Origin of the sequence: Streptomyces anulatus (genome assembly GCF_000721175.1) — a bacterium.
Classification (GTDB): domain Bacteria; phylum Actinomycetota; class Actinomycetes; order Streptomycetales; family Streptomycetaceae; genus Streptomyces; species Streptomyces anulatus_C.
This window is the reverse complement of the sequence record NZ_JOEZ01000018.1, coordinates 23033-47260: the sequence shown is the minus strand read 5'-3', so window position 1 is coordinate 47260 and position 24228 is coordinate 23033. Positions and strand designations below refer to the sequence as shown.

The window sequence follows — 24228 nt, the reverse complement described above, 5'->3', positions numbered from 1 at the left end:
AGGAGTGGTCATCTCTTCCGTACCACCACGAAGTCGGCGAGCTCGGTGAGCTGCTCCCGCACCCGGTGGGGCATGTCGACGGCGTGCAGCGCCTCGATGGCGATCGCATGCTGACGACGGGCTTCCTGGGCGGTCCACTCACGGCCGCCCGCCTCCTCGATGAGTGCCGCGCGGGCGGCGAACTCCTCTTCGGAGAAGCTGTCGAAGTCGTTGCTCTTGGCGTCGGCGGCGAGCAGTTCGCCCAGCCGTTCGGACGCCTCGCCGCCCGCGGCGAGCGCCGCGACGACCGGCAGGGACTTCTTGCGCTGGCGCAGGTCGCTCCAGGTCTGCTTGCCGGTGGACTCCGGGTCGCCCCAGATGCCGAGGAGGTCGTCGACGGCCTGGAAGGCGAGGCCGAGGTGGTAGCCGTACGCCTCCAGGGTGTCGGCGGTGCGGTCGTCGGCGCCGCCGAGCACCGCGCCGATGGAGACGGCGCAGGCCAGCAGGGCGCCGGTCTTGTTGCCCTCCATCTCCAGGCACTCCTCCACGGTGACCCGCTCGCGGTGCTCGTAGGAGATGTCCTGGGCCTGCCCGTCGATGAGCTTGCGGGTGGCGGTGGTCAGCCGGCGGGCCGCGCGGCCCGACTCGACCGTGCCGAGCTCCAGCAGCAGGTCGTAGGCGAGCGCGAAGAGCGCGTCGCCGACCAGGATGGCCTGGGCGGGGCCGTGCACCTTCCAGACGGTGTCGCGGTGGCGGCGCTGCTCGTCGCCGTCCATCAGGTCGTCGTGCAGCAGCGAGAAGTTGTGCACGAGTTCGACGGCCACCGCGCCGGGGATGCCGGCCTCGGCGGGGGCGCCCGCGGCCTCGGCGGACAGCAGGGCGAGCGCGGGGCGCACGGCCTTGCCGCCGTCGCCGTCCGAGGGCCGCCCCTCGGCGTCGATCCAGCCGAAGTGGTAGGCGGCGACGGTGTCCATGGGCGGCGCGAGCCGGCCCACGGCAGCCCGCAGGACCGGCGCTGACAGGGCTCGTCCGCGCTCCAGAAGCGCGGTGACGTCCGCGGTGTCCGCCACGGTGTCGAAAGCCGGATTCGCCGGGGTCACAGACTCTCCTCTTGTTCCGGTGGTACTGCTCATGCCGCCTCCTGCAGCGGATGTCCTGGGGGGCGGCCGAGGTCGTGGAGCGCCGCGTCGGCGGCGCCGGCGCCGCTGCGCACGGCACCCTCCATCGTCGCGGGCCAGCCGGTGGCGGTCCAGGCCCCCGCCAGCTGGAGACCGGGCAGCCGGGTGCGGGGGCCGGGGCGCAGCCGTCCGACGCCCGGGGCGGGTGCGAAGGTGGCGGTGCGCTCCCGGGTGACGAAGAAGTCGCGGATGCCGGCGCCGCGCGCGGCGGGGAGCAGCCGTTCCAGCTCGGGCAGGTAGCGCTCCCGCAGTTCGGCGACGGGGAGGTCGATCTCGTCCTGGGCGGCCGACTGCGAGACGGCCAGGTACTGCCCGGGGCCCCTCAGCCCCGAGGAGTGGGTCCGGTCGAAGACCCACTGGACCGGGGAGCCGATCGCCGCGAAGAACGGCCGGCGCAGCACCTTTCGGTCGTAGACGACGTGCACGTTCAGGATGGGCGCGCATGCGATGTCGAGCAGCAGGTCCGGTTCGTCCAGCGCGCCCGCGGGCAGCAGGCCGTGGGTCTCGGTCTGCGGCACGGCCAGTACGACGGCGTCGGCGGTGATCCGCTCCCCCACCGTCTCGACGTTCCAGCGGCCGTCCTCGGTGCGGGTGAGGGTGCCGGCCTTGGCGCGCAGTTCGGTGCGGACGCCCGCGGTGTCCAGGGCCTTGCGGGCGAGGGTGTCGTGGAGCTCGCCGAGCGGCACGGTGGCCCAGCCGATGTCGGCGGCGCCGGGCTCGGAGAGCAGGCCGGTCTTGAAGACCTTCGCCGCGAGCGCCATGGAGGCGTTCGGTGCGGTGGCGTTCAGCGTGGCGACGCCGACGAGGTCCCAGAGCGCCTCGATGGTGCGCTCCGACTGACCGTGCCGGAGAAGCCAGGTGGCGAAGTCGACGCGGTCGAGCTCCGGGTCGGCGGGGTCGAGGCGGCCGAGCGCGAGGGCGGCGCGGCCCACGCCCGCCTTCTCGGCGAGGGAGAGGTGCGGATAGGCGGCGAGGCCGCCGGCGAGGTGCAGCGGTACGGGCAGGCCGGTGCGGCGCAGCCGTCCCAGGCGCGGTCCGGCGGCCCGGCCGACGTCCAGCACGGGCACGTCGAGGCGGTCCTGGAGCGGGGCCAGGTGGGCGGCGTCGATCCGGTCGAGGAGCCAGCGGTAGGCGGTGCAGCAGCGCAGGTAGACGTGCTGGCCGTTGTCGACGGTGAGGTCGCCGCGCTGGAAGGAGAAGGCGAGGCCGCCGAGGCGGGGCCGTCCTTCCAGGAGGGTCACGTCGAGTCCGGCGTCGGCGAGGCGGAGCGCCGCCGTGACGCCGGCGAGACCGCCGCCGACGACGACGGCGACGGGGCGCGGGGTCTCGTCGCTCATGCGTGCCCCTCCCGCCGGGTCGTGGCCGTCTGCCGGGTCCTCATCCTGGAGATCGTCGCAGTCAGTGACGCATCGGGCCACCGGAGGGTTGCCCGGGGGCCGGAGGTGCGAGGACGCATCAGGCTCGCCCCCTGGCGGTGAGCCGCGAGATGTGGCGGGCGTCCAGTCCGGACAGGCCGCGCACCGCGACGTAGGCCTTCTCGTGGCCGGGCAGCGAGACCCGCCCGCGCAGGACGGCCTCGGGGTCGCGCTCGATCCGGTCGAGAAGGCGGCGATAGATTCCGGCCATCGCCGCGACGCAGGCGCCGCTGCGGCGGTCGAGCATCGGCAGCAGTCGGTAGCCCTCGGCGAACAGGGCGCGGGCCCGGCGCACCTCGAAGTGGATGAGGCCCGCGAAGTCGGAGCCGGGGGGCGGGGTGGTCCGGTGGAAGCCGGCCGAGCAGCCGAATTTGGCCAGGTCGTCGGCCGGCAGGTAGGTACGCCCGTTGCCGGCGTCCTCGCGGACGTCGCGCAGGATGTTGGTGAGCTGGAGGGCGAGGCCGAGGGTGTCGGCGTACTCCGCGGCGCGCTCGGCCCCCCGGGCGCCCGGCGCGGTTCCGAAGACGCCGAGGCTGAGGCGTCCGATGGCTCCGGCGACGCACCGGCAGTAGGACTTGAGGTCGTCCCAGGTCTCGTAGGTCGCGCCCCGGACGTCCATCAGGACGCCGTCGATCAGCTCGTCGAGCCCGCCGAGCGGGAGCGGGAAGCGGTGGGAGGCGTCCGAGAGCGCGACGGCCACCGGGTCGGTGTCGTCCTCGTCGACCGCGTCCTTCCGGACCCGGTCGAGCAGCTCGCGGGTGTTCTCCAGCCGGGCCCGCTTGGTCTCCGGGTCCAGTTCCCCGTCGCCGATGTCGTCGACCCGACGGGAGAAGGCGTACAGCGCCGACATGGCCTGCCGCTTCTCGTACGGCAGCAGTCGGATGCCGTAGGCGAAGTTACGGGCCTGCTGTCCGGTGACGGCCTCGCAGTAACTGTATGCGGCCTGCACCGGCGGCGACATGTACGTCGTCTGTCCCTCCACGGTCCGGCTCACCTCTCTCCACGCGCTCTTCGCAAGACGATTCCCACTTCGCGCAGCAGGCTGGGCTTGGTGGGCTTGGGCGGTCCGGGCAGTACGTCGAACCCGGCGGCCGAGATCGCCGTGAGCGCGCTGCGCCCGCCCCCGACGAATCCGGCGAGGAGCAGCTTGAGCCTGCCGTCGACGCTGCCCACCAGCGGGGGGCCCTCGTTCAGCAGCTCGCTCGCGCGCTGGGCCTCGTACGCGATCAGGGCGCGCACGGAGGCCCCGGCGGACGGCGCGGCCAGGTCGGTCTCGGTGACCCGGAAGCGTTCCATGTCCTCGGCGGGCAGATAGATCCGGTCGCGTGCCAGGTCCTCGGCCACGTCCTGCAGGTGCTCGACGATCTGGAGCGCGGTGCAGACCGCGTCGGAGCGGCGGATGCGTTCCGGGCTCGCGGTGCCGGTGAGGGCGAGGACCAGGCGGCCGACCGGGTTCGCCGAGAGCTCGCAGTAGGCGGCGAGCTCGGCGTAGGTGCCGTAGCGGCGGATCTTCTGGTCCTGGCGGTTGGCCTCGATCAGGCCGAGGAAGGGTTCGGGGGTGAGCGCGCGGCGCCGCACGGTGGGGCACAGGTTGCGCAGCAGCGGGTGGTGCGGCTCCTCGCCGGTGGTGGCGAAGACCCGGTGGAGGTCGGTCTCGAAGGCGTCGAGCATGGCGAGGCGGTCGTCGCTCCGCTCCGGCTCCAGACCGAGGTGGCGGGCGTCCGCGCCGCCGGGCGCGAGGTCGCCGTCGCCGATGTCGTCGACGAGCCGGGCGAAGCCGTAGACCGCCATCAGGTCGTCACGCCAGGCGCGGGGCAGGAAGAAGGGCGCCACGGGGAAGTTCTCGTCCGCGGCCTTGCCGAGAGTGGCGTCACCGATGCGCGCCTCGGGGGTCGGCGTCACTGCCGACCGCCCGGCGCGGGGACGGCGAAACCACGTCGGAGCTGGAGATCTTCCGTCATTGCCGTCACATCTCCCGTTCTACACTGCTGATCCAAAACAACCCTTTTCGGACACGCCGCTCGACCTTCCGAGTGCACTGCGGCAGAGCGGGCGGTGCCGGGGCGTATCGCCCTACTTGCCATGAATCGGCACCGCTACAGCTTACGTTGTACAGCTCACAGGGGGACCGGCCGGGTGGAGCGCCCGCCGCCGCTTCCCGGCCGTGCCCGTCAACCTTCCCCGCGCACGACGGAATTGACGTCATCCGCCGGGAGGAGATCGACCCCGGGCCCTACTGCGGAGGGCCTGCCCGGCGGCGGGCACCGGACGGCCCCCGCCGGACCGGTCCGGCGGGGGCCGCGTCGAACGCTCGGGCTACTTGCCCGTTTCGCGCTCGTACGCCTTGAGGACTTCCTCGGTGGGGCCGTCCATCAGGAGCTCGCCCTTCTCCAGCCAGAGCGCACGGTCGCAGGTGTCCCTGATCGACTTGTTGTTGTGGCTGACCAGGAAGACGGTGCCCGCCTCCTTGCGCAGCTCACGGATCCGCTCCTCGGAGCGGACCCGGAACTTGCGGTCACCGGTGGCCAGCGCCTCGTCGATCATGAGGACGTCGTGGTTCTTGGCTGCGGCGATCGAGAAGCGCAGCCGCGCCGCCATGCCGGAGGAGTACGTCCGCATCGGCAGGGTGATGAAGTCGCCCTTCTCGTTGATCCCGGAGAACTCCACGATCTCCTGGTAGCGCTCGCGGATCTCGTCCCGGCTCATGCCCATCGCCAGACCGCCGAGCACGACGTTGCGCTCGCCGGTCAGATCGCTCATCAGCGCCGCGTTCACACCGAGCAGCGAGGGCTGACCGTCCGTGTACACATGGCCGGATTCGGTCGGCAGCAGACCCGCGATGGCCCGCAGCAGCGTCGACTTGCCGGAGCCGTTGGTACCGATCAGGCCGATGGCCTCGCCGCGGTAGGCGGTGAAGGAGACACCGCGGACGGCGTGCACCTTCCGGACGCCGCGCGGCTCGCCCTTGCCCCGCCGCATCATGCGGCTCAGCGCGGCGGTGGCACTGCCCCTGCCGCCGCCCGTGCCGTTGACCCGGTACACGATGTGCACGTCGTCGGCGATCACCGTGGGGATGCGCCCCTGTGCGTTGCCCTCAGCCACGGCCGTACCGTTCCTCTGCCTTCCAGAAGTACACGAATCCCACGACGCCCAGCAGCACGGCCCAGCCCAGGCCGACGGCCCAGACGTGGTCCGGCAGGTTCTCGGAGCCGTATCCGTCGATCAGGGCGAAGCGGACCAGGTCCATGTAGACCGCCGCCGGGTTGTACTGGAGCACGTCGGCGATCCAGGCCGGCTTGTCCTTGAGCATCACCGGGATGGAGAACATGACGCCCGAGGCGTACATCCAGGTCCGCATGACGAACGGCATCAGCTGCGCGAGGTCGGGGGTCTTGGAGCCGAGCCGCGCCATGACGAGGGCCAGGCCCGTGTTGAAGAAGAACTGGAGGATCAGGGCGGGGATCACCAGGAGCCACGACAGCGAGGGGTAGCTGCCGAAGATGACGGCGACCGCGACCAGCACGATCATCGAGAACAACAGCTGCTGGAGCTGCTGGAGCGAGAACGAGATGGGCAGCGAGGCCCGGGGGAAGTGGAGGGCCCGGACCAGTCCGAGGTTGCCGGAGATCGCGCGGACGCCCGCCATCACCGAGCTCTGGGTGAAGGTGAAGACGAAGACGCCGGTGACCAGGAACGGCACGAAGACGTCGTGGGGAATCCCCTCCCTGGTCCCCAGGATCAGCCCGAAGATCAGGTAATAGACCGCGGCGTTCAGCAGGGGCGTGACCACTTGCCACAGCTGGCCCAGTTTGGCCTGGCTGTACTGCGCGGTCAGCTTCGCCCGGGAGAAGGCCAGGATGAAGTGGCGTCGGCCCCAGAGCTGTCGCATGTACGCGAACAGCCCCGGCCGGGCGCCGCTCACGGTCAGGCCGTACTTAGCGGCCAGCTGGGCCGCGCCGAGGCCCTCGTCGGCGGACGGCGGGGTCCCGAGGGCTACCCCACCGTCGTGGGTCGTGTCACTCACAAGTTGAAACTCTCGTCTTCACGCGCAGCCAGTCGCGGGCGCGGCTCAGGCGGACAGGTCCCGGAAAGAAAATACGCCTCATGCTCTCAGAGGAAAGCCTCTCAGATGACCGGAGGTCGGCCCAGCCTCGTCAGCCGCCACACCGTACGCCACTTCATCGGGCGACGAGGTCCGCAGGGGGTCGCCCATCCTTCCCGGAATCCGCCGAACCATGCCTTCAGCGCGGGCGCGGACGGGCGCCTGACCAGGGTCAGCAGCAGCCAGACCCCCAGGTAGAGGGGGACCAGCGGGGCGGGCAGGTTACGGCGGGCGAGCCAGACCCGGTTGCGGGCGACCATGCGGTGGTAGACAGCGTGCCGGGACGGGGCGGTGGTGGGGTGGTTCAGCACCATGTCCGCGCGGTAGTCGATCATCCACCCCGCGTCCAGCGCCCGCCAGGCCAGGTCCGTCTCCTCGTGGGCGTAGAAGAAGTCCCCCGGCAGCGGGCCCACCTCGGCGATGACCCGGGTGCGTACGGCGTTGGCGCCGCCGAGGAACGTCGTCACGCGCGAGGAGCGCATCGGGTCCGCGGCCCGCAGCCGGGGCACGTGCCGCCGCTGGGTGGCGCCGGTGTCCGGGTCGGCGATCCGGAAGGTGACGATCCCGAGCTTCGGGTCCGCCGTGAACGCCCGCCGGCACAGCTCGGCGGTGTCCCGGTTCGGCAGCAGCCCGTCGTCGTCCAGGAAGAGCAGGGCGTCCACGTCCGCCCCGCAGGGGCCGAACGCCTCGATGCCGGCGTTGCGGCCGCCGGGGATGCCCAGGTTCTCGGGCAGTTCCACCGTCCGCACCCCGGCGGGCACGTCGGGGACCGGGGCGCCGTTGCCGACCACCACGACCTCGATCCGGTCACCGTGCTGGGCGGTGACCGAATCGAGGAGGGCGCGGAGCTCGTCCGGGCGGTTGCCCATGGTGATGATCACCGCGCCCAGTTTCATGGGAGGGGTCACTTCAGCCTGCTGGACGCCAGGACGGACACCAGGTGCAGCAGGGTCTGCAGCAGCGCGATGCCGGCCATGACCGCCACGGTCAGGCGGGTGTAGAAGAGGTCGCCCCCGATCGCGTCGACGACGGCCACCACGAGGATCACCAGCGAGGCCTCGATGCCGAGGATCAGCCGGTGGAACCTGAGCGCTCCGGCCGCCCGGCGGGCCAGCGCCATGCCGGAGGAGCGCGGCTCGGACGCCGCCTCCTTGACCGGCGGCAGCCCGCCCTGGTGGCGGGCCACGCCCACCAGGTCCGTCTCGGCCTTGATGAGGATCGCGCCGAGCGCGGCGAGGGTGCCGAGGAAGGCCCAGAGCCAGTCGATCCGGCCCTCGCCCCAGATGTCGGCGGCGCGCAGGCCGAGGCCGACGAGCACCGCCGCGTCGCACAGGTAGGCCGCGACCCGGTCCAGGTAGACCCCGCTGAGCGAGTACTGCTTCTTCCAGCGGGCCAGCTCGCCGTCCACGCAGTCGAACAGCAGGTAGAGCTGGACCATCAGCACACCGAGCACGGCGCCCCAGATGCCCGGCACCAGCAGCGCCGGGGCCGCGAGGGCACCGGCCAGCGTCATCACGTACGTGACCTGGTTCGGCGTCACCCGGGTGTTGACCAGGTAGCGGTCCACGCGCAGCGAGACCTCACGCATGTACATGCGCCCGGCCCAGTGCTCGCCGCTGCGCCGGTCCTTCACGCCCGGGGGGTGGACGACCGGACGGAGTTCAGCTACTGATGGTCGTCGCATAGTCGGCGTACGCGTCCCTGATCTGGTCGGTGGACAGGTTGAGGTGCTCCAGGACCGTGAAGCGTCCCGGGCGCGTCTGCGGCGCGTAGTCGACGGCTTTCACGAACTCGTCGACGGTGAACCCGATCTCCTCCGGCAGGACCGGCAGACCGTGGCGGCGCAGTATCGATGCCATCAGGAGGGACTCCTGGCGGGCACCGCGCAGATGCATGGCGAAGCAGGCGCCGAGGCCGACCTGCTCGCCGTGGCTGGCCGCGCGCTGGGGGTAGAGCAGGTCGAAGGCGTGGTTGATCTCGTGGCAGGCGCCGGACGCCGGACGCGAGTCGCCCGCGACCGACATCGAGATGCCGGTGAGCACGAGCCCCTCGGCCAGCACCTTCAGGAAGGCGTCGTCGCCGACCCCGCCGGGGTGGCGCAGCACGGCCTCGCCCGCCTGGCGGGCCATCGCGGCCGCCAGACCGTCGATCTCCTCGCCGTTGACCTCGTGGGCCAGCTCCCAGTCGGCGACGCAGGAGATGTTCGAGATCGCGTCGCCGATGCCGGAACGGACGTAACGGGCGGGCGCCTCACGGATCACGTCGAGGTCGATGACCACGGCGATCGGAGTGGGGACCCCGTAGGAGCCGCGCCCGTTGTCGTTGTCGAGCGTGGCGACCGGCGAGCACAGGCCGTCGTGCGAGAGGTTCGTCGCGACGGCGACCATGGGCAGTCCGACCCGCGCCGCGGCGTACTTCGTCACGTCGATGATCTTGCCGCCGCCGAGGCCGACGACGGCGTCGTACCGATTGCCCTTGATGCCGTCGGCGAGCTTCACCGCGGAGTCGATCGTGCCGTCGGAGACCGGATACCAGTCGGCACCCGGCAGGACCGGGGCGAGCCTCTCCCGCAGGGCGCGCCCGGAGCCGTCGCTGATCGCGATGGCGAGCTTGCCCGAGGAGGAGATCCGCTGATCGGCCAGGAGACCCGCCAGATCGTCCATGGCGCCGCGCCGGATGTCGACGACGACCGGGGACGGAATGAGCCGGGTCAGTACTGGCACGCGATCTCACGGCCCTTCTTGAGGTCGTCGTGGTTGTCGATCTCGACCCAGGTCACTGTGCCGATGGGGGCCACGTCGACGGTGAAGCCGCGGTTCACGAGCTCCTGGTAGCCGTCCTCGTAGTAGAGGTCGGGGTCGCGCTCGAAGGTGGTCTTCAGCGCGTCCGCCAGCTCCTCGGCGGCCTCGGGCTCGATGAGGGTGACGCCGATGTACTCACCGGTCGCGGTGGCCGGGTCCATCAGCTTGGTGATGTGCTGGACGCCCTTGCCCTCCGCGGTGATGACCTTCATCTCCTCGTCGGCGAGGTTCTTCTCGGTGTCCAGGGCGAGGATGATCTTCTGGCCCCGGCCGCGGGCGTCCAGGAGGGTCTTCTCGACGGAGACCGGGTGCACGGTGTCGCCGTTGGCGAGGATCACCCCGCGCTTGATGACGTCACGGGCGCACCACAGGGAGTAGGCGTTGTTCCACTCCTCGGCCTTGTCGTTGTCGATGAGCGTGAGGGTGAGGCCGTAGGTCGCCTCCAGCTCGGCCTTGCGGGCGTAGACGGCCTCCTTGCGGTAGCCGACGACGATCGCGACCTCGGTGAGTCCGACCTCCGCGAAGTTGGCGAGCGTGAGGTCGAGGACCGTCTTGTCGCCGTCGACAGGGACGAGCGCCTTGGGCAGCGTGTCCGTGTAGGGGCGCAGACGTCGTCCTGCACCGGCTGCCAGTACGAGGCCGATCATGCCAGTTCTCCTTCGTCGTGTACGGCGGGCGCCGAGGAGGACACCCAGAAGCGGATGGACTCCAGGAGCACCACCAGAGCCACGGCGACCGCGAGCGCGGTCAGGGCCGTGGTGAAACCTGAGGTGTGGGTGAGTACGGCGGCGAGGACGGCCACCAGCGCGGTACGGCCCTCGTGTCCACCGATCGTCCGCACCAGCCACTGGGGCGGCGCGCCGGTGCCGCCGCGGATGCGGTACACCGTGTCGTAGTGATGGTAGGCGACGGCCGAAACGAGCCCGAAGGCCGCCGGAACGGCGTGCGGCACGTCGCTGCGGACCGCCAGCACGAGGATCGTGACGTACTCCGCGGCCCGGAAGAACGGCGGCACCAGCCAGTCGAGCGCACCCTTGAGCGGGCGGGCGACGGCGAGCCCGGAGAGCAGGACGTACACGGCCGCCGCGGCGACGGTGAGCCGACTGCCGTACGGGAGGAAGAGGGCCCCGCCGACCATGACGAGCGTCGCGAGCAGGGCGACGGCCGGGGCCGTGAAAGCGCCCCGGAGCCCGGGGACGACCGCCGCGACGCCCTGGGCGAGGGGGCCGGAGTCGGCGAGGTCCGCGAGGGCCCGCGCGGCCCGGTCGGTGCGGCTGGCCCTGCGGGTCAGCGAGCGCAGCAGGCGGCCCGCCGTGGTGTAGCAGGCGGCCAGGGAGCAGCCGACGAGCAGGGCGTAGAAGACGATGCGCGGGGTGGTGAGTGCGGTGAGCACCGCGATCATGGCCCAGCGTTCGCCGATCGGCAGCACGATCATCCGGCGCACCCAGACCGTCCAGCCGACGTTGTCGAGCTTGTCGGAGAGGGCGGCGGTGGGGCTGGTGTTGGCGACCGCGTCGTGGTTGGCCTCGTTGAACGAGAAGTCCACGACATGGCGGCAGGCCTGGAGGACCATCGCGCCGAGCGCGAGGGCCCACACATCGTCGCTGTCACCGCCGCGTACGGCGCCGATGGCGAGGCCCGCGTAGTACGCGTACTCCTTGGCCCGGTCGAAGGTGGCGTCCAGCCAGGCGCCCATCGTGGAGTACTGCAGTGAGTAGCGGGCGAGCTGCCCGTCGGTGCAGTCCAGCACGAAGGAGACCAGGAGCAGGATCCCTGCGGCGACGTAACCGCCCCTGGTCCCGGTGGCCGCGCTGCCCGCCGCGATGAGCGCGGTGATCAGCGAGGCGGTGGTGACCTGGTTCGGGGTGAGGCCCCGGCGGGCGCACCAGCGGGCGATGTAGCGGGAGTAGGGGCTGATGCAGAAGGTGGTGAAGAAGCCGTCGTGGGCCTTCACCGCGCTGCGCAGCCGTACCGCCTCGTCGTCCACCTCGTCGCGGGCCGTCTCGGCGGCCGCCCGCTGTCCGGCGTCGGTGGGGACGGCGGCGGTGAGCGATCCGAGTTCGGGGCGCTTGACGGCGGTGCCCTCGGCCTCCAGCGCGACGGCGATGCGCCCGGGGACCGTCCGGTCCTCGGGCGCGGGGTCGGCCTCCGGATCGGCGACCGGGGCGCCCGCGCCGACCGCGGCGGTGGTGCGGTCCAGCGCGCGCAGCAGGGCGCCGCGTGCCTCGGGCCGGGCGGTGAGCGCACCGGGGACGGTGGCGGCTGGGAATCGCGGGTCGGTCAGTCCGAGCCGCAACGCGTGGACGTGGCCCACGAAACGCGGGTCGACGAGGGCGACCCGGCGGCCGGCCGGGACGGCGGCGAGGAGGGCTGCGGCGTCACCGGCGTCGACGGCGGTCTGCACATCGAAGCCCAGGGACCGCAGATCGTCCGCGAGCGACGACCCGGGTACCGGCGTACCGGTGAGGATGGCGGTCGACAGACGAACTCACTCCTTGGCACTGACGGGGGACGACACACGCCCGTACGGCCACGAGACGGGCCGGCGGCGTGTCGGCTGAGGCTATCCGATGAACGGAAGGCCGAGTTCACCACCCGTTTGCGCGCTGTTCGGGTGGACCTGCGAGCGCGGCCGCCGTTCGCGATCATCATCATCGATCGGGGGCCCGGCCCACAAACCGCGGGCCGGGCCCGGTGAGCATGACGAATAGGCTGACGGTCATGACATGGCTGATCACAGGCGGAGCGGGATACATCGGGGCACACGTGGCGCGGGCCATGGTGGCGGCGGGCGAGCGGGTCGTGGTGCTCGACGACCGCTCCAGCGGCATCGTGGACCGGCTGCCGGACGCCGTCACGCTGGTGGAGGGCTCGGCCTCCGACCGGGAACTGCTGGACCGGGTGCTGGCCGACCACGCGGTGAGCGGTGTGGTGCATCTCGCGGCCAAGAAGCAGGTCGGCGAGTCCGTGGAGAAGCCGCTGCTGTACTACCGGGAGAACGTCTCCGGGCTGGGCGTGCTGCTGGAGGCCGTGGTCGCGGCCGGGGTGCGGCGCTTCCTCTTCTCGTCATCGGCGGCCGTCTACGGGGTACCGGACGTCGAGCTGATCACCGAGGAGACGCCCTGCCTGCCGATCAACCCGTACGGCGAGACCAAACTCGCCGGGGAGTGGCTGGTGCGGGCCACCGGGAGCGCCCACGGGATCTCGACCGCCTGCCTGCGGTACTTCAACGTGGCGGGCGCCGCCGCGCCGGAGCTCGCGGACACCGGGGTCTTCAACATCGTCCCGATGATGTTCGAGCGCCTGACGCGCGGCGAGGCCCCGAGGATCTTCGGCGACGACTACCCGACGCCGGACGGCACCTGCATCCGTGACTACATCCATGTCGCCGACCTGGCGGAGGCGCATCTCGCCGTGGCGCGGCGGCTGGACGAGGGGGGCGCCGGCGACCTGACGCTGAACGTCGGCCGGGGCGAGGGCGTCTCGGTGCGGGAGCTGGCCGAGGTGATCGGCGAGGTGACGGGCCGCGGCCCGAAGCCGGTGGTCGAGCAGCGCCGGGCCGGTGACGCGCCGAAGGCGGTGGCGTCGGCCGCGCGGATCACCGAGGAGCTGGGCTGGACGGCGCGGCGCAGCGTGCGCGAGATGGTGGAGTCGGCCTGGGAGGGCTGGTGCCTGCGCCATCCCGAGGCCCGTTCGTGATCGGTCGCGGGTGGCGTCGGTGATCATGTCAGCGCCCTGACCTGCAGACCGTTTCCGCAGGTCAGGGCAGATGACAACGGTGTTCAGTGCCGTGTTGCCTCATACCCCCCACCCGTAGTTCACTGGCCGCGTCGGGCGGTATCGCACCGGCGCCGTCGCACGGACCTGGAGGCGTTTCGCATGGGGGCTGGCCACGATCACGGGCATACGCACGGCGGGCCGCCTCCGACCGGCACGGCGGCCGCCGCGTACCGGGGCAGGCTCCGGGTGGCCCTGGCGATCACGCTGAGCGTGATGGTCATGGAGATCGTCGGCGGGGTGCTCTCCGACTCGCTGGCCCTGATCGCGGACGCCGCCCATATGGCCACCGACGCCCTGGGGCTCGGGATGGCGTTGCTCGCCATCCACTTCGCCAACCGTCCGGCCGGCCCGAACCGCACCTTCGGCTTCGCCCGTGCGGAGATCCTGGCGGCGCTCGCGAACTGTCTGCTGCTTCTGGGGGTCGGCGGCTATCTGGTCTTCGAGGCGGTCGAGCGGTTCATCACCCCGGCCGAGACGAAGGGCGGTCTGGCCATCGCGTTCGCGGCCGTCGGTCTGGTGGCCAACGTCGTCTCCCTCTCCCTGCTGACGCGCGGACAGCAGGAGAGCCTCAATGTGCGGGGCGCCTATCTGGAGGTGCTGGCCGACACCCTCGGTTCGCTCGCCGTGATCATCTCGGCGGGCGTCATCATGGCGACCGGCTGGCAGCCCGCCGACCCGATCGCCTCCCTGGTGATCGGCCTGATGATCGTCCCCCGGACGGTGAAGCTGCTGCGGGAGACCCTGAACGTGCTCCTGGAGGCGGCGCCCAGGGGTGTGGACATGGCGGAGGTGCGGGCCCACATCACGGAGCTGCCCGGGGTCCTGGACGTCCACGACCTGCACGCCTGGACGATCACCTCGGGGATGCCGGTCCTCTCCGCACATGTGGTGGTGCGCCAGGAGATACTCGACTCGACAGGGTACGAGAAGGTGCTGCACGAACTGCAGGGCTGCCTCGGGGACCACTTCGACGTGGAGCACTGCACCTTCCAGCTGGAACCGAGCGGTCACGCGGAGCACGAGGCGCGTCTCTGCCACTGACGCGCGCCCCTGAACACCGGCCGAGGCGGTGCTAATGTGGGTTCGCCGAGACGTATCAGTCTCGCGGTGGAGCGGAGCCCGGTGTCACCGGGACCCTTTCGAGAGGAGCTGAGGTTGATGACGGTCGCGACGACGCCTTCCCGGCGCAGCAATCGGTCCTTCCTCATCTCCCGGGTTTCCGGCTAGGTCCACCTCTTCCCGGATCAGGTCGGAGCCCTCACACCCAAGGGTTCCCACGTTGACCGACCACATCGACGACGCCTCGCGCACCGAGGCGTTCTTCACCCTGCACCACCGTCTTCCCCGGCAGAGCCCCGGCTCCGACGCGACCACGCGCCGGCTGCTCGCTCTGGCCGGTCCGCTTCCCGACCGTCCGCGCGTCCTCGACCTGGGCTGCGGTCCGGGCCGTGCCGCGCTGCTGCTCGCCGCCGAGGCGGGCGCCGAGGTGACCGCGGTCGACCTCCACCAGCCGTTCCTGGACGAGCTGCGCGAGGCGGCCGGGGCCCGTGACCTCGACGACCGCGTCGTCACGGTCCGGGCCGACATGGGCGACCTCACCGGCCCCGCGTTCCCCGAGGGTTCCTTCGACCTGATCTGGGCCGAGGGGTCGGCGTACTGCATCGGGTTCGACACCGCCGTCCGCGACTGGCAGCGGCTGCTGGCACCGGGCGGCGCGATGATGATCTCCGAGTGCGTCTGGACCACGGACGCGCCGTCCGCCGGGGCGCGCGACTTCTGGGACCGCAACGGCTCCCTGCGCACCCTGCCGGAGACCACCGCGGCGGCCCTCGCCGCGGGCTGCACGGTCGGCGCCGTGCTGGTCCAGCCCGAGAGCGACTGGGACGAGTACTACGTGCCGCTCGCCGAGCGGGTCGGGAGCACCGACCCGGGCGCACCCGGTATGGAGTGGGCACTCGCGGCCACCCGCGAGGAGCTGGCCGTACGGCGGGAGCACGGCACGGAGTACGGCTACGCCGCGTATGTGCTGCGCCCGGCCGACCCCCGGTGGACCACCCGACCGGAGACACCGGCGGACCGTGCGGCCGTGCACGCGGTCAACGCCGCCGCGTTCCCGACCCGGGACGAGGCGGACCTCGTGGACGCCCTGCGGGCCGATGCCGAGGCCTGGCTGCCGGAGCTCGGCTACGTCGCCGAGGCCCCGGACGGGTCACTCGCGGCGTACGCGCTGCTGACCCGCTGCCGGGTCGGCGACGCCCCGGCCCTCGCGCTGGCCCCGGTGGCCACCGCTCCCGCGTACCAGCGGCAGGGTGCGGGGCAGGCCGTGGTGCGGGCGGTGCTGGACGCCGCCCGGGTGCGCGGTGAGGCGCTGGTGCTGGTGCTCGGTCATCCCGAGTACTACCCGCGCTTCGGTTGCGTACCGGCCTCGCGCTACGGGATCCGGCCAGGTTTCGAGGTGCCGGACGAGGCGATGATGGCCCTGGTACTGGACGATTCCGTCCCGGTTCCGGCGGGCATGATCCGTTATCCGGCGGCCTTCGGGGTCTGAGGACCCGTCCGTCCCGCCGCGTTCCCAGGGCGCGGCGGGACGGACATGCCCGGACCCGAAGTGCGGACAAGCGGCTTTTGTACGGCAGACTTGACCGGACTCCAGGGGCCCGGCGCACGAGGCCGGGGACCAAAGCGAAGGATGGGTATGCCGACCACACCAGCCACCGCGACGCACAGCTCGTCGAACGGCACCGCAGAAGCGATCATGCTCGAACTGGTCGACGAGAACGGCACCACCATCGGCACCGCGGAGAAGCTGGCGGCCCACCAGGCCCCCGGGCAGCTGCACCGCGCTTTCTCCGTGTTCCTCTTCGACGAGCAGGGGCGGCTCCTGCTCCAGCGCCGGGCACTCGGCAAGTACCACTCCCCCGGTGTCTGGTCGAACACCTGCTGCGGACACCCGTATCCCGGCGAGGCCCCGTTCGCGGCCGCTGCCCGGCGTACGTACGAGGAGCTGGGGCTCTCGCCCTCGTTGCTGGCCGAGGCGGGCACGGTCCGCTACAACCACCCGGACCCCGCGTCGGGTCTGGTGGAGCAGGAGTTCAACCACCTGTTCGTGGGAATGGCGCAGGAGGCGCTGAAGCCGGATGCCGAGGAGGTCGGGGAGACGGCCTTCGTGACGGCGGCGGAGCTGGCGGAGCTGGCGGAGCGGCACGCGCTGGCGCCGTTCTCGGCGTGGTTCATGACGGTGCTGGACGCGGCGCGGCCGGCGATCCGTGAGCTGACGGGTCCCTCGGCGGGCTGGTGACCCTCCGCCCGGTCGGGTACGGGGCGGTCAGAGCTGCGTCTTCAACGGCAGCGCCGCCCAGATGACCTTCCCGCCGCTCGCGGTGTGCTCGACGTCGCAGGTGCCGCCCGCCTCCGCGGTGACCACCTTGACCAGCAGCAGGCCCCGGCCGCCGGTCTGCGCGTAGTCCGTCTCCAGGGCGGTGGGGCGGTAGGGGTGGTTGTCCTCGACCGAGACTCTGACCCGGTCGGCGGCGATGGCCACCTCGACGGCCAGCTCGGGCGAGAGCAGCGCCGCGTGCTTGACGGCGTTGGTGACCAGTTCCGAGACGATCAGCAGGAGCCCCTGGAGGATGTCGTCCTCGACCGGCACGCCCTGCCGGCCGAGGAGATCGCGCACGGCGTGCCGGGCACTGGGCACGGACGCGTCCACGGCGGGGGCGGTGAAACGCCACACCCCCTCGTACGACACGGGGTCGGCGGGGGCACTCCCGAGGCTCTCCATCGTCCGGCACCAGCTCTCACTCGCACTGCACTGACCGTCGAGTAAAGAGTGTTGGGAGCGGCTTGGTCCGGACCGTGCCAGTGACCGGAAGTAGCCAGGTATCGGCGCTATTCGACCACACACGCACGCCTTTGCAGGTCCAGGGACTACTTCTGCTCTTCTTCTGGTGACGTGATCGGCTCGTCCGAGGCCGGGGCAGTTTCATCGAGCCGCTCCGAGACCATGCTGACGATGCGTCGGCCGCCGACGCCGATGGCGATCAGGCCGAGCCCGTCGAACAGCAGGGCCAACGAGAAGAAGAAGCCCAGAACATACAGACTGCTGTGCGGCCAGTCGAACAGCACCAGCAGTCCCAGCAGCAGGCCGAAGGCTCCCTGGAGCAGGGTCCAGCCCATCTGCGGTCCACGCACCACGACGCTGCCGACCAGCCGGAAGACCCCGCCGGTCAGGAAGAGCAGGGCGGCGAACATGGTCAGCGCCTCGGCCGTGCCCTCGGGGTGTTTGATGACGACGACACCCGCGGCGAGGTTGAGGGCCGCGACCACCACGCCCAGCCAGAAGTAGTTCGTGCCGCGCGACTCGATCGCGTGCAGCAGCCCGACCAGACCACCGACGAGCAGCAGCCAGCCGAAGAGCAGCATCGAGGTGAGGGTGGCGACGCCGGTGTAGACGAGGCCGATGACGCCCGCGATCACCAACAGCGTGCCGAGCAGCGCGAGCCAGCCGAAACTCCGGCTGAGCTTCCTGCCCTCGGCGGTGGGTCCGTTCATCGACAGCTCCTTACGGTGCGTGCCCGCTTCGCGACCCCTTCTTGATCATAGGTTCGAACCACCCGGATAGCATCCCGCCCATGGACCGTACGGAACCACGCCTGATCCCTTCCGTCGAGCGCGGCGTCGCCACCGTCGTGATCACGAACCCCGCCAAGCGCAACGCGATGACCGCCGCGATGTGGCGGAGCCTGCCGGAGCTGCTGGAGCGGCTGGCGGCCGACCCGGCGGTCCGCGTCCTGGTGCTGACCGGAGCCGGGGACACCTTCTGCGCCGGGGCCGACATCTCCACGCTGCGGGAGGGCGCGGACACCGCCCAGGGCCTGGCGGTGGCGGCCGAGGAGGCGCTCGCCGCGTTCCCCCGGCCGACGCTGGCCGCGGTGCGCGGCTACTGCGTGGGCGGCGGCAGTCAGCTGGCGGCCGCCTGCGATCTGCGGTTCGCGGAGGAGGGGGCCTCCTTCGGGGTCACCCCGGCCAAGCTCGGCATCGTCTACCCCGCCTCCTCGACGCGGCGGCTGGTCGCCCTCGTGGGGCCGGGCACGGCCAAGCACCTGCTGTTCTCCGGCGAGCTGATCGACACGGAACGGGCGCTGCGCACCGGCCTGGCCGACGAGGTGCTGCCCGCGGGCGGCCTGGACAAGCGGGTCGAGGAGTACGTACGGGTCCTGGCGTCCCGGTCCCTGCTCACGCAGGCCGCGGCGAAGGAGTTCGCCGCGGGCCGGACGGACCGGGACACCCACTGGGCCGGTGAGGCACGAGGCTGCGGTGACACGGCGGAGGGCGTCGCCGCCTTCCTGGAGCGGCGCGCGCCCCGGTTCACCTACACCACCGGGCCTACCGGGGCGGGTGATGTGGGGAACCACAGCCCTACCGGGTGATGTGACGGCTCCTGGCCCGCCACTCCTCGACCAGGGCCGCCGGGGCCTTCTCCGGTGAGCCGCAGTCGTAGGGCGGCTGCGGGTCGTACTCCGTGAGCAGCTGCACCGAGCGTGCCACGTCGTCGCCCGCGATCCGGCCGAGCAGGGTCAGCCCCATGTCGATGCCGGAGGACACCCCGGCGGCGGTGACGTACTTGCCGTCGAACACGACGCGCTCCCCGGTGGGCTCGACACCGAACTCCTTCAGCACCTGCAGCGCCAGCCAGTGCGAGGTGGCCCGCCTGCCCTTCAGGAGTCCGGCCGCCGCCAGCAGCAGCGAACCGGTGCAGACCGAGGTCGTCCAGGTGCTGGTGGCGTCGACGGAGCGGAGCCAGCCGAGCAGGGTCTCGTTCTCCATCTGGTCGCTCTGGCCGGGGCCGCCCGGCACGATCACCAGATCGGGCGACGGCACGTCGGCGAGCGTCTTCTCCGCGACGAGCGCGAGGCTCCCGCTGTCGTTGCGGACGGGTCCGGTCCGTGTCGCGACGAAGACGGTCTCGGCGCCGGGCGCGCGGCTGAGGATCTCGTAGGGGCCCACCGCGTCCAGGGCGGTGAAACGGTCGAAGAGCAGGATGGCGATCTGCACGGGAGCTGCCTCTCGGTTCGGTCGGTCGGGTGATGCGGTTCAGGTACCGGCGTGGGGGTGCGGCTCAGGTCACGGCCGCAGGGGTGCGGCTCAGGTCACGGCCGCAGGGGTGCGGCTCAGGTCACGGCCGCGGGGGTGCGGCTCAGGTCACGGCCGCGGGGGTGCGGCTCAGGTCACGGCCGCGGGGGTGCGGCTCAGGTCACGGCCGCAGGGGTGCGGCTCAGGTCACGGCCGCGGGGGTGCGGTTCCAGTACCGGCCGCGGGGGTGCGGAAGCGGCGGCGGTATTCGGCCGGCGCCGTCGCGAGGCTCTTCACGAAGGCGCGGCGCATGGCCTCCGGGGTGCCGTAGCCACTGGCGCGGGCGATCCGCTCGACGCCGTCGGCGGTGTCCTCCAGGAGCCGGCGGGCGTGCTCCAGGCGGATGCGCTCGACGTAGCGCCCCGGGGTCGTTCCGGTCTCGGCACGGAACGCGCGGGCGAAGTGCCGGGGCGAGAGCCGGGCGCGGGCCGCGAGGGCGTCGACCCCGAGGTCGGCGTCGGGATGCTGGGTGATCCAGTGCTGGACCTCGCGCAGCGGTTCGCGCTGTGCGGTCTGGGCGCTGAGCTGGGCGCTGAACTGGGCCTGGTTGCCGGGGCGGCGCAGGAACACCACGAGGTGCCGGGCGATGTTCAGCGCGAGGTCCCGCCCGTGGTCCTCCTCGACAAGCGCGAGGGCCAGGTCGATGCCCGCGGTGACGCCCGCCGAGGTGGCCAGCCTGCCGTCCCGTACGAAGATCGGTTCGGGGTCGACGCGGACAGCCGGGTGGTCGCGGGCCAGCCGCTCGCAGTAGTTCCAGTGGGTGGTGACCCGGTGTCCGTCCAGCAGACCCGCCTCGGCGAGCAGCAGCGCCCCGGTGCACACGGAGACCAGCCGCTCCGCCCGCGGCGCGTGCTCCCGCAGCCAGCCGGTGAGCTCCGGGTGCGAGCCCCGGGTGCCCTGCCCGCCGGGCACCAGCAGCGTGTGCGGTACGGGTGCGTCGGCCAGGCTGCTGTCAGGCACCAGGGTCAGGCCGCAGGTGGACCGGACGGGGGCGCCGTCGAGCGAGGCGGTCCGCAGGTCGTAGGAGACCCCGGGCGCCCGGGAGGCGCCCGCGAAGACCTCCATCGGGCCGCTCACGTCGAGGCTCTGGACGCCGTCGAAGAGGACGACGAGCACGGTTCGCTGCTTCACGTCCGCCATCCTGGGCGGTGTACGGCGATGGCCGCAATGACGGGTACCCCACCTTTCCTGCCATCGGTCTGCTGCGGATCCGGCCTGGACCCCTCCTGGACCCCGCCTGGACCCAGCCTGGACCCCGCCTGGGTCCGGCCTGGGTCCGCTCTGGAGGTGCGCCCTTCTCCCGGGGGGTTCCCTGCCGTACCGACCAGTCGGTAACGTGACTGTATGAGTACTCTCCCGGCCCGCGCGGAGCGCCGCTGCCACAACGCCGTCAACCCGCTGCACTCGTGTGTCTTCTTCTCCCCCGACCTGGGTGCGGAGATGGCGAAGATCGGCATCGAGGACCAGAGCGCCGCCTACTTCGCGACCCGGGCCGCCGCGCTCGGCGCGGTGGGGGCGGGGACCGTCGGCGCCACCTTCTACAACTTCAACCCCGTGCTGGTGGCCCGCCATGTGCCCGCCGTCTGGGAGACCGCCTCGCCCGACGTGGTCCTCGGGGCCCGGCTGCGGGCGGCGGACGCGACGCTGCGACGGCTGCTCGGCGAGGAGATCATCGCCTCCGACGCGATGGCGGAGGCGGCCCGGCTCGCGCTGCGCGCCACCGAGGCCTGCACCCCGCACGCCCGCCCGCTGTACGCCGCGCACGCGGATCTGCCGGTGCCCGAGGAGCCGCACCTGGCGTTCTGGCACGCGGCGACCCTGTTGCGCGAACACCGGGGCGACGCACATCTCGCCGCCCTGCTCGCCGCCGGTCTGGACCCGCTGGAGTCCCTCGTCAGCCACACCGCGACCGGCAAGGGCATGGCGATCCGCTGGATCCTGTCCTCCCGTGGCTGGCGCCGCACCGAATGGGAGGCGGCGTGCGACCGGCTGCGGAAGCGCGGGCTGCTGGACGGCGGCGAGGAGTTGGCGCTGACCGAAGCCGGCACGGCGCTGCGCGCGGAGGTCGAGGAGGCGACGGACCGCATGGACACCGCCCCGTACGAACACCTGGGCGCGGAGGGCGTGGAGCGGCTCACCGAACTGGGGCGCGGCTTCCTCTTCACGGCCGCCGCCGCAGGCGCGTTCCCCGCCTCGGCGACCGGCCGGGACTGACGCCGAACCGCCCGGAGCCCTCGCACGCGGTGCCGGGGCTCCGGGCGTGTTCGTCGAGGTCACGCGACACGGCCCCGGGCCACGCGGCACAATGCAGGCCAGGGGGGATGCCCCCCGGCAAGCAAGAACGTGCTCATCGCGACACGAGCACGGCCAGCACAGCCAGTACGAGAAGGCGAGTCGGGAAAACCGTGACGACGTCCATCGAAGGCAGGATCGCCGAGGAGCTCGGCGTACGTGAGCGACAGGTCAGGGCCGCCGTCGAGCTGCTCGACGGCGGATCGACCGTGCCGTTCATCGCGCGCTACCGCAAGGAGGCGACCGAATCCCTCGACGATGCGCAGTTGCGCACGCTGGAGGAACGGCTGCGCTACCTGCGGGAGCTGGAGGAGCGGCGCACGTCGATCCTCGAATCCGTGACGGAACAGGGCAAGCTCGACGCGGCGTTGGAGGCGAGCATCCGGGCCGCCGAGACCAAGGCGCGCTTGGAGGACATCTACCTGCCGTTCAAGCCGAAGCGGCGGACGAAGGCGCAGATCGCCCGGGAGGCGGGTCTCGAACCGCTGGCGGACGGCCTGCTCGGCGACCCGTCGGCCGATCCGCTCGCAGCGGCCGCCGCGTTCGTGGACGGTGACAAGGGTGTCGCGGACGCGGCCGCCGCGCTGGACGGCGCCCGGTCGATCCTCACCGAGCGGTTCTCCGAGGACGCCGACCTCACCGGCGAGCTGCGCGAACGCATGTGGACGCGCGGCCGGCTGGCGGCGAAGGTGCGGGAGGGCCAGGAGGAGGCGGGCGCGAAGTTCGCCGACTACTTCGACTTCGCGGAGCCGTTCACCGCGCTGCCCTCGCACCGGGTGCTCGCGATGCTGCGCGGTGAGAAGGAGAACGTCCTCGACCTGGTCCTGGAGCCGGAGGAGCCGGAGGCCGCCGAGCGGCCGGGCCCGTCCGTTTACGAGAACATGATCGCCCGCCGCTTCGGGATCGCCGACCGGGGCCGCCCGGGCGACAAGTGGCTCGGCGACACCGTGCGTTGGGCGTGGCGGACCCGGATCCAGGTGCACCTGGGCATCGATCTGCGGCTGCGGCTGCGCACGGCGGCGGAGGACGAGGCGGTGCGGGTCTTCGCCTCGAACCTGCGCGATCTGCTGCTCGCCGCCCCGGCCGGCACGCGCGCCACGCTGGGCCTGGACCCCGGTTTCCGTACGGGGGTGAAGGTCGCGGTCGTCGACGCGACCGGCAAGGTGGTGGCCACCGATGTGATCCACCCGCACGTGCCCGCGAACAAGTGGGACCAGGCGCTGGCGAAGCTCGCGCACCTCGCGAAGGAGCACGCGGTCGACCTGATCGCGATCGGCAACGGCACCGCGTCCCGCGAGACGGACAAGCTGGCCGGTGAACTGATCGACAAGCACCCGGAGTTGCAGCTCACCAAGGTGATGGTCTCGGAGGCGGGCGCTTCGGTGTACTCCGCCTCCGCGTTCGCCTCGCAGGAACTGCCCGACATGGACGTGTCGTTGCGCGGTGCCGTCTCCATCGCGCGGCGGCTCCAGGACCCGCTGGCCGAGCTGGTGAAGATCGACCCGAAGTCGATCGGCGTCGGCCAGTACCAGCACGACCTGTCCGAGGTGAAGCTGTCCCGTTCGCTGGACGCGGTCGTCGAGGACTGTGTGAACGGCGTCGGCGTGGACGTCAACACCGCCTCCGCACCGCTGCTTTCACGCGTCTCGGGGATCAGCTCGGGGCTCGCCGAGAACATCGTGGCGCACCGGGACACCAACGGCCCCTTCCGGTCCCGCAAGGCCCTCAAGGACGTGGCGCGGCTCGGCCCGAAGGCGTACGAGCAGTGCGCGGGCTTCCTGCGGATCCGGGGCGGCGACGACCCGCTGGACGGCTCCAGCGTGCACCCCGAGGCCTACCCGGTGGTGCGGCGGATGGGGAAGACGGCCGGCGGCGAGGTGGCCTCGCTGATCGGTAACGCGGAGGCGCTGCGGTCGCTGCGCGCGGCGGACTTCGTGGACGACATGTTCGGGCTGCCGACGGTGACGGACATCCTCAAGGAGCTGGAGAAGCCGGGGCGCGACCCGCGACCGGCGTTCCGCACCGCGACCTTCAAGGAGGGCGTCGAGAAGCTCGGCGACCTGGAGCCCGGCATGGTGCTGGAGGGCGTCGTGACGAACGTGGCCGCGTTCGGCGCTTTCGTCGACATCGGCGTGCACCAGGACGGCCTGGTGCACGTCTCGGCGCTGTCGAAGACGTTCGTGAAGGACCCGCGGGACGTCGTGAAGCCCGGCGACATCGTGAAGGTCAAGGTCATGGACGTCGATGTACCGCGCAAGCGGATCTCGTTGACGCTGCGGCTGGACGACGAGCCCGGTGCGGCCGGCGGTTCCGGCGGCGGGCAGCAGGGCCGCGGCGAGCGGGGCGGCCGTCCCCCGAAGCAGCGCCAGGGGCAGGGTCAGGGCCGGCCGTCCGGTGGAGGTCAGGGCGGCGGCCGGGACCGGCGTGGCGGTGGCGGTGCGTCCCGGCAGGGCCAGGGGGCCCCGGCTCCGGCGAACAGCGCGATGGCGGACGCACTGCGGCGGGCCGGGCTGACCGACCCGAAGCAGGGCGGTGGCCGGGGGCGCTGA

General features: G+C 72.0%; 22 protein-coding genes. 7 read left to right on the top strand and 15 right to left on the bottom strand.

Going from position 1 to position 24228, the window contains the following annotated elements; translation table 11 throughout:
• Positions 1–8 precede the first annotated feature (8 nt).
• The 11 genes from IG90_RS0122255 to IG90_RS0122205 form a co-directional block, all read right to left on the bottom strand.
• Positions 9–1112, bottom strand: a complete 1104-nt coding sequence (locus tag IG90_RS0122255; RefSeq protein WP_030587246.1) for a polyprenyl synthetase family protein — start codon at positions 1110–1112, stop codon at positions 9–11.
• Complete coding sequence (gene hpnE, locus IG90_RS0122250) at positions 1109–2494, bottom strand: hydroxysqualene dehydroxylase HpnE (protein ID WP_030587243.1); 1386 nt, start codon at positions 2492–2494, stop codon at positions 1109–1111. Before hpnE ends, IG90_RS0122255 begins: the two co-directional genes overlap by 4 nt.
• Positions 2495–2612: 118 nt before the next feature.
• Positions 2613–3533, bottom strand: coding sequence for a presqualene diphosphate synthase HpnD (gene hpnD, locus IG90_RS0122245; RefSeq protein WP_206433967.1), 921 nt, complete (start codon positions 3531–3533; stop codon positions 2613–2615).
• A 29-nt stretch (positions 3534–3562) separates the two neighbouring features.
• The gene (gene hpnC / locus IG90_RS0122240; RefSeq protein ID WP_030587237.1) at positions 3563–4474 is read right to left on the bottom strand and encodes a squalene synthase HpnC; all 912 of its coding nucleotides are present in this window, start codon (positions 4472–4474) and stop codon (positions 3563–3565) included.
• A 414-nt stretch (positions 4475–4888) separates the two neighbouring features.
• Positions 4889–5674 (bottom strand): ABC transporter ATP-binding protein, encoded by a 786-nt coding sequence (locus IG90_RS0122235; protein WP_030587223.1) that lies wholly within the window; start codon positions 5672–5674, stop codon positions 4889–4891.
• Positions 5667–6596, bottom strand: a complete 930-nt coding sequence (locus IG90_RS0122230; RefSeq protein ID WP_030587220.1) for an ABC transporter permease — start codon at positions 6594–6596, stop codon at positions 5667–5669. The genes IG90_RS0122235 and IG90_RS0122230 overlap by 8 nt, the downstream gene beginning before the upstream one ends.
• Positions 6597–6697: 101 nt before the next feature.
• Positions 6698–7570, bottom strand: a complete 873-nt coding sequence (locus IG90_RS0122225; RefSeq protein ID WP_030587217.1) for a glycosyltransferase family 2 protein — start codon at positions 7568–7570, stop codon at positions 6698–6700.
• 8 nt (positions 7571–7578) lie between these two features.
• Positions 7579–8358 (bottom strand): CDP-alcohol phosphatidyltransferase family protein, encoded by a 780-nt coding sequence (locus IG90_RS0122220; protein ID WP_078585402.1) that lies wholly within the window; start codon positions 8356–8358, stop codon positions 7579–7581.
• Positions 8336–9397 carry an iron-containing alcohol dehydrogenase family protein gene (locus IG90_RS0122215; protein WP_030587211.1) on the bottom strand — a complete coding sequence of 354 codons (1062 nt, stop codon included), beginning with the start codon at positions 9395–9397 and terminating at the stop codon, positions 8336–8338. Before IG90_RS0122215 ends, IG90_RS0122220 begins: the two co-directional genes overlap by 23 nt.
• Positions 9385–10122, bottom strand: coding sequence for a phosphocholine cytidylyltransferase family protein (locus tag IG90_RS0122210; RefSeq protein WP_030587208.1), 738 nt, complete (start codon positions 10120–10122; stop codon positions 9385–9387). The genes IG90_RS0122215 and IG90_RS0122210 overlap by 13 nt, the downstream gene beginning before the upstream one ends.
• Positions 10119–11879, bottom strand: a complete 1761-nt coding sequence (locus IG90_RS0122205) for a DUF5941 domain-containing protein (protein WP_030587205.1) — start codon at positions 11877–11879, stop codon at positions 10119–10121. The genes IG90_RS0122210 and IG90_RS0122205 overlap by 4 nt, the downstream gene beginning before the upstream one ends.
• 317 nt (positions 11880–12196) lie before the next feature.
• On the opposite strand from IG90_RS0122205, the gene galE reads away from it, so the two are divergent.
• From galE to idi, 4 genes are all read left to right on the top strand, one after another.
• A complete protein-coding gene (gene galE, locus IG90_RS0122200) occupies positions 12197–13174 on the top strand; it encodes a UDP-glucose 4-epimerase GalE (RefSeq protein WP_030587202.1) in 978 nt (325 codons plus the stop codon).
• Positions 13175–13354: 180 nt separating this feature from the next.
• Positions 13355–14296: a cation diffusion facilitator family transporter gene (locus tag IG90_RS0122195; RefSeq protein ID WP_030587192.1), complete on the top strand. Its 942-nt coding sequence runs from the start codon at positions 13355–13357 to the stop codon at positions 14294–14296.
• 238 nt (positions 14297–14534) lie between these two features.
• Positions 14535–15803 (top strand): bifunctional class I SAM-dependent methyltransferase/N-acetyltransferase, encoded by a 1269-nt coding sequence (locus IG90_RS0122190; RefSeq protein ID WP_030587189.1) that lies wholly within the window; start codon positions 14535–14537, stop codon positions 15801–15803.
• A 147-nt stretch (positions 15804–15950) separates the two neighbouring features.
• Positions 15951–16553, top strand: coding sequence for an isopentenyl-diphosphate Delta-isomerase (idi, locus tag IG90_RS0122185; protein WP_030587186.1), 603 nt, complete (start codon positions 15951–15953; stop codon positions 16551–16553).
• A gap of 27 nt (positions 16554–16580) precedes the next feature.
• Here idi and IG90_RS0122180 read toward each other — a convergent pair whose 3' ends face one another.
• Positions 16581–17036 carry an ATP-binding protein gene (locus tag IG90_RS0122180; protein ID WP_030587183.1) on the bottom strand — a complete coding sequence of 152 codons (456 nt, stop codon included), beginning with the start codon at positions 17034–17036 and terminating at the stop codon, positions 16581–16583.
• Between the two features lie 146 nt (positions 17037–17182).
• Positions 17183–17806, bottom strand: coding sequence for an HdeD family acid-resistance protein (locus tag IG90_RS0122175; RefSeq protein ID WP_030587169.1), 624 nt, complete (start codon positions 17804–17806; stop codon positions 17183–17185).
• Between the two features lie 80 nt (positions 17807–17886).
• Here IG90_RS0122175 and IG90_RS0122170 point away from each other — a divergent pair, with 80 nt between their 5' ends.
• On the top strand, positions 17887–18684 hold the full coding sequence (locus IG90_RS0122170; RefSeq protein WP_030587167.1) for an enoyl-CoA hydratase/isomerase family protein: 798 nt from the start codon (positions 17887–17889) through the stop codon (positions 18682–18684).
• On the opposite strand, the gene IG90_RS0122165 is transcribed toward IG90_RS0122170, so the two are convergent.
• Both IG90_RS0122165 and IG90_RS0122160 read right to left on the bottom strand, forming a co-directional pair.
• Entirely contained in the window at positions 18674–19309 is a 636-nt protein-coding gene (locus IG90_RS0122165; protein ID WP_030587165.1) for a DJ-1/PfpI family protein, read from the bottom strand. The two genes, IG90_RS0122170 and IG90_RS0122165, sit on opposite strands and share 11 nt — an antisense overlap.
• A 225-nt stretch (positions 19310–19534) precedes the next feature.
• Entirely contained in the window at positions 19535–20518 is a 984-nt protein-coding gene (locus IG90_RS0122160) for a GlxA family transcriptional regulator (protein WP_411572647.1), read from the bottom strand.
• Positions 20519–20731: 213 nt separating this feature from the next.
• On the opposite strand from IG90_RS0122160, the gene IG90_RS0122155 reads away from it, so the two are divergent.
• Positions 20732–21601 (top strand): SCO6745 family protein, encoded by an 870-nt coding sequence (locus IG90_RS0122155; protein WP_030587161.1) that lies wholly within the window; start codon positions 20732–20734, stop codon positions 21599–21601.
• Positions 21602–21792: 191 nt separating this feature from the next.
• Complete coding sequence (locus IG90_RS0122150) at positions 21793–24228, top strand: Tex family protein (protein WP_030587159.1); 2436 nt, start codon at positions 21793–21795, stop codon at positions 24226–24228.

Excerpts from the sequence above, each read along its gene's own strand:
- IG90_RS0122255 (WP_030587246.1), bottom strand. The coding sequence starts at position 1,112 with ATGAGCAGTACCACCGGAACAAGAGGAGAGTCTGTGACCCCGGCGAAT.
- hpnE (WP_030587243.1), bottom strand. The coding sequence starts at position 2,494 with ATGAGCGACGAGACCCCGCGCCCCGTCGCCGTCGTCGTCGGCGGCGGT.
- hpnD (WP_206433967.1), bottom strand. The coding sequence starts at position 3,533 with ATGTCGCCGCCGGTGCAGGCCGCATACAGTTACTGCGAGGCCGTCACC.
- IG90_RS0122225 (WP_030587217.1), bottom strand. The coding sequence starts at position 7,570 with ATGAAACTGGGCGCGGTGATCATCACCATGGGCAACCGCCCGGACGAG.
- IG90_RS0122220 (WP_078585402.1), bottom strand. The coding sequence starts at position 8,358 with ATGCGACGACCATCAGTAGCTGAACTCCGTCCGGTCGTCCACCCCCCG.
- IG90_RS0122210 (WP_030587208.1), bottom strand. The coding sequence starts at position 10,122 with ATGATCGGCCTCGTACTGGCAGCCGGTGCAGGACGACGTCTGCGCCCC.
- galE (WP_030587202.1), top strand. The coding sequence starts at position 12,197 with ATGACATGGCTGATCACAGGCGGAGCGGGATACATCGGGGCACACGTG.
- IG90_RS0122195 (WP_030587192.1), top strand. The coding sequence starts at position 13,355 with ATGGGGGCTGGCCACGATCACGGGCATACGCACGGCGGGCCGCCTCCG.
- idi (WP_030587186.1), top strand. The coding sequence starts at position 15,951 with ATGCCGACCACACCAGCCACCGCGACGCACAGCTCGTCGAACGGCACC.
- IG90_RS0122180 (WP_030587183.1), bottom strand. The coding sequence starts at position 17,036 with ATGGAGAGCCTCGGGAGTGCCCCCGCCGACCCCGTGTCGTACGAGGGG.
- IG90_RS0122175 (WP_030587169.1), bottom strand. The coding sequence starts at position 17,806 with ATGAACGGACCCACCGCCGAGGGCAGGAAGCTCAGCCGGAGTTTCGGC.
- IG90_RS0122170 (WP_030587167.1), top strand. The coding sequence starts at position 17,887 with ATGGACCGTACGGAACCACGCCTGATCCCTTCCGTCGAGCGCGGCGTC.
- IG90_RS0122155 (WP_030587161.1), top strand. The coding sequence starts at position 20,732 with ATGAGTACTCTCCCGGCCCGCGCGGAGCGCCGCTGCCACAACGCCGTC.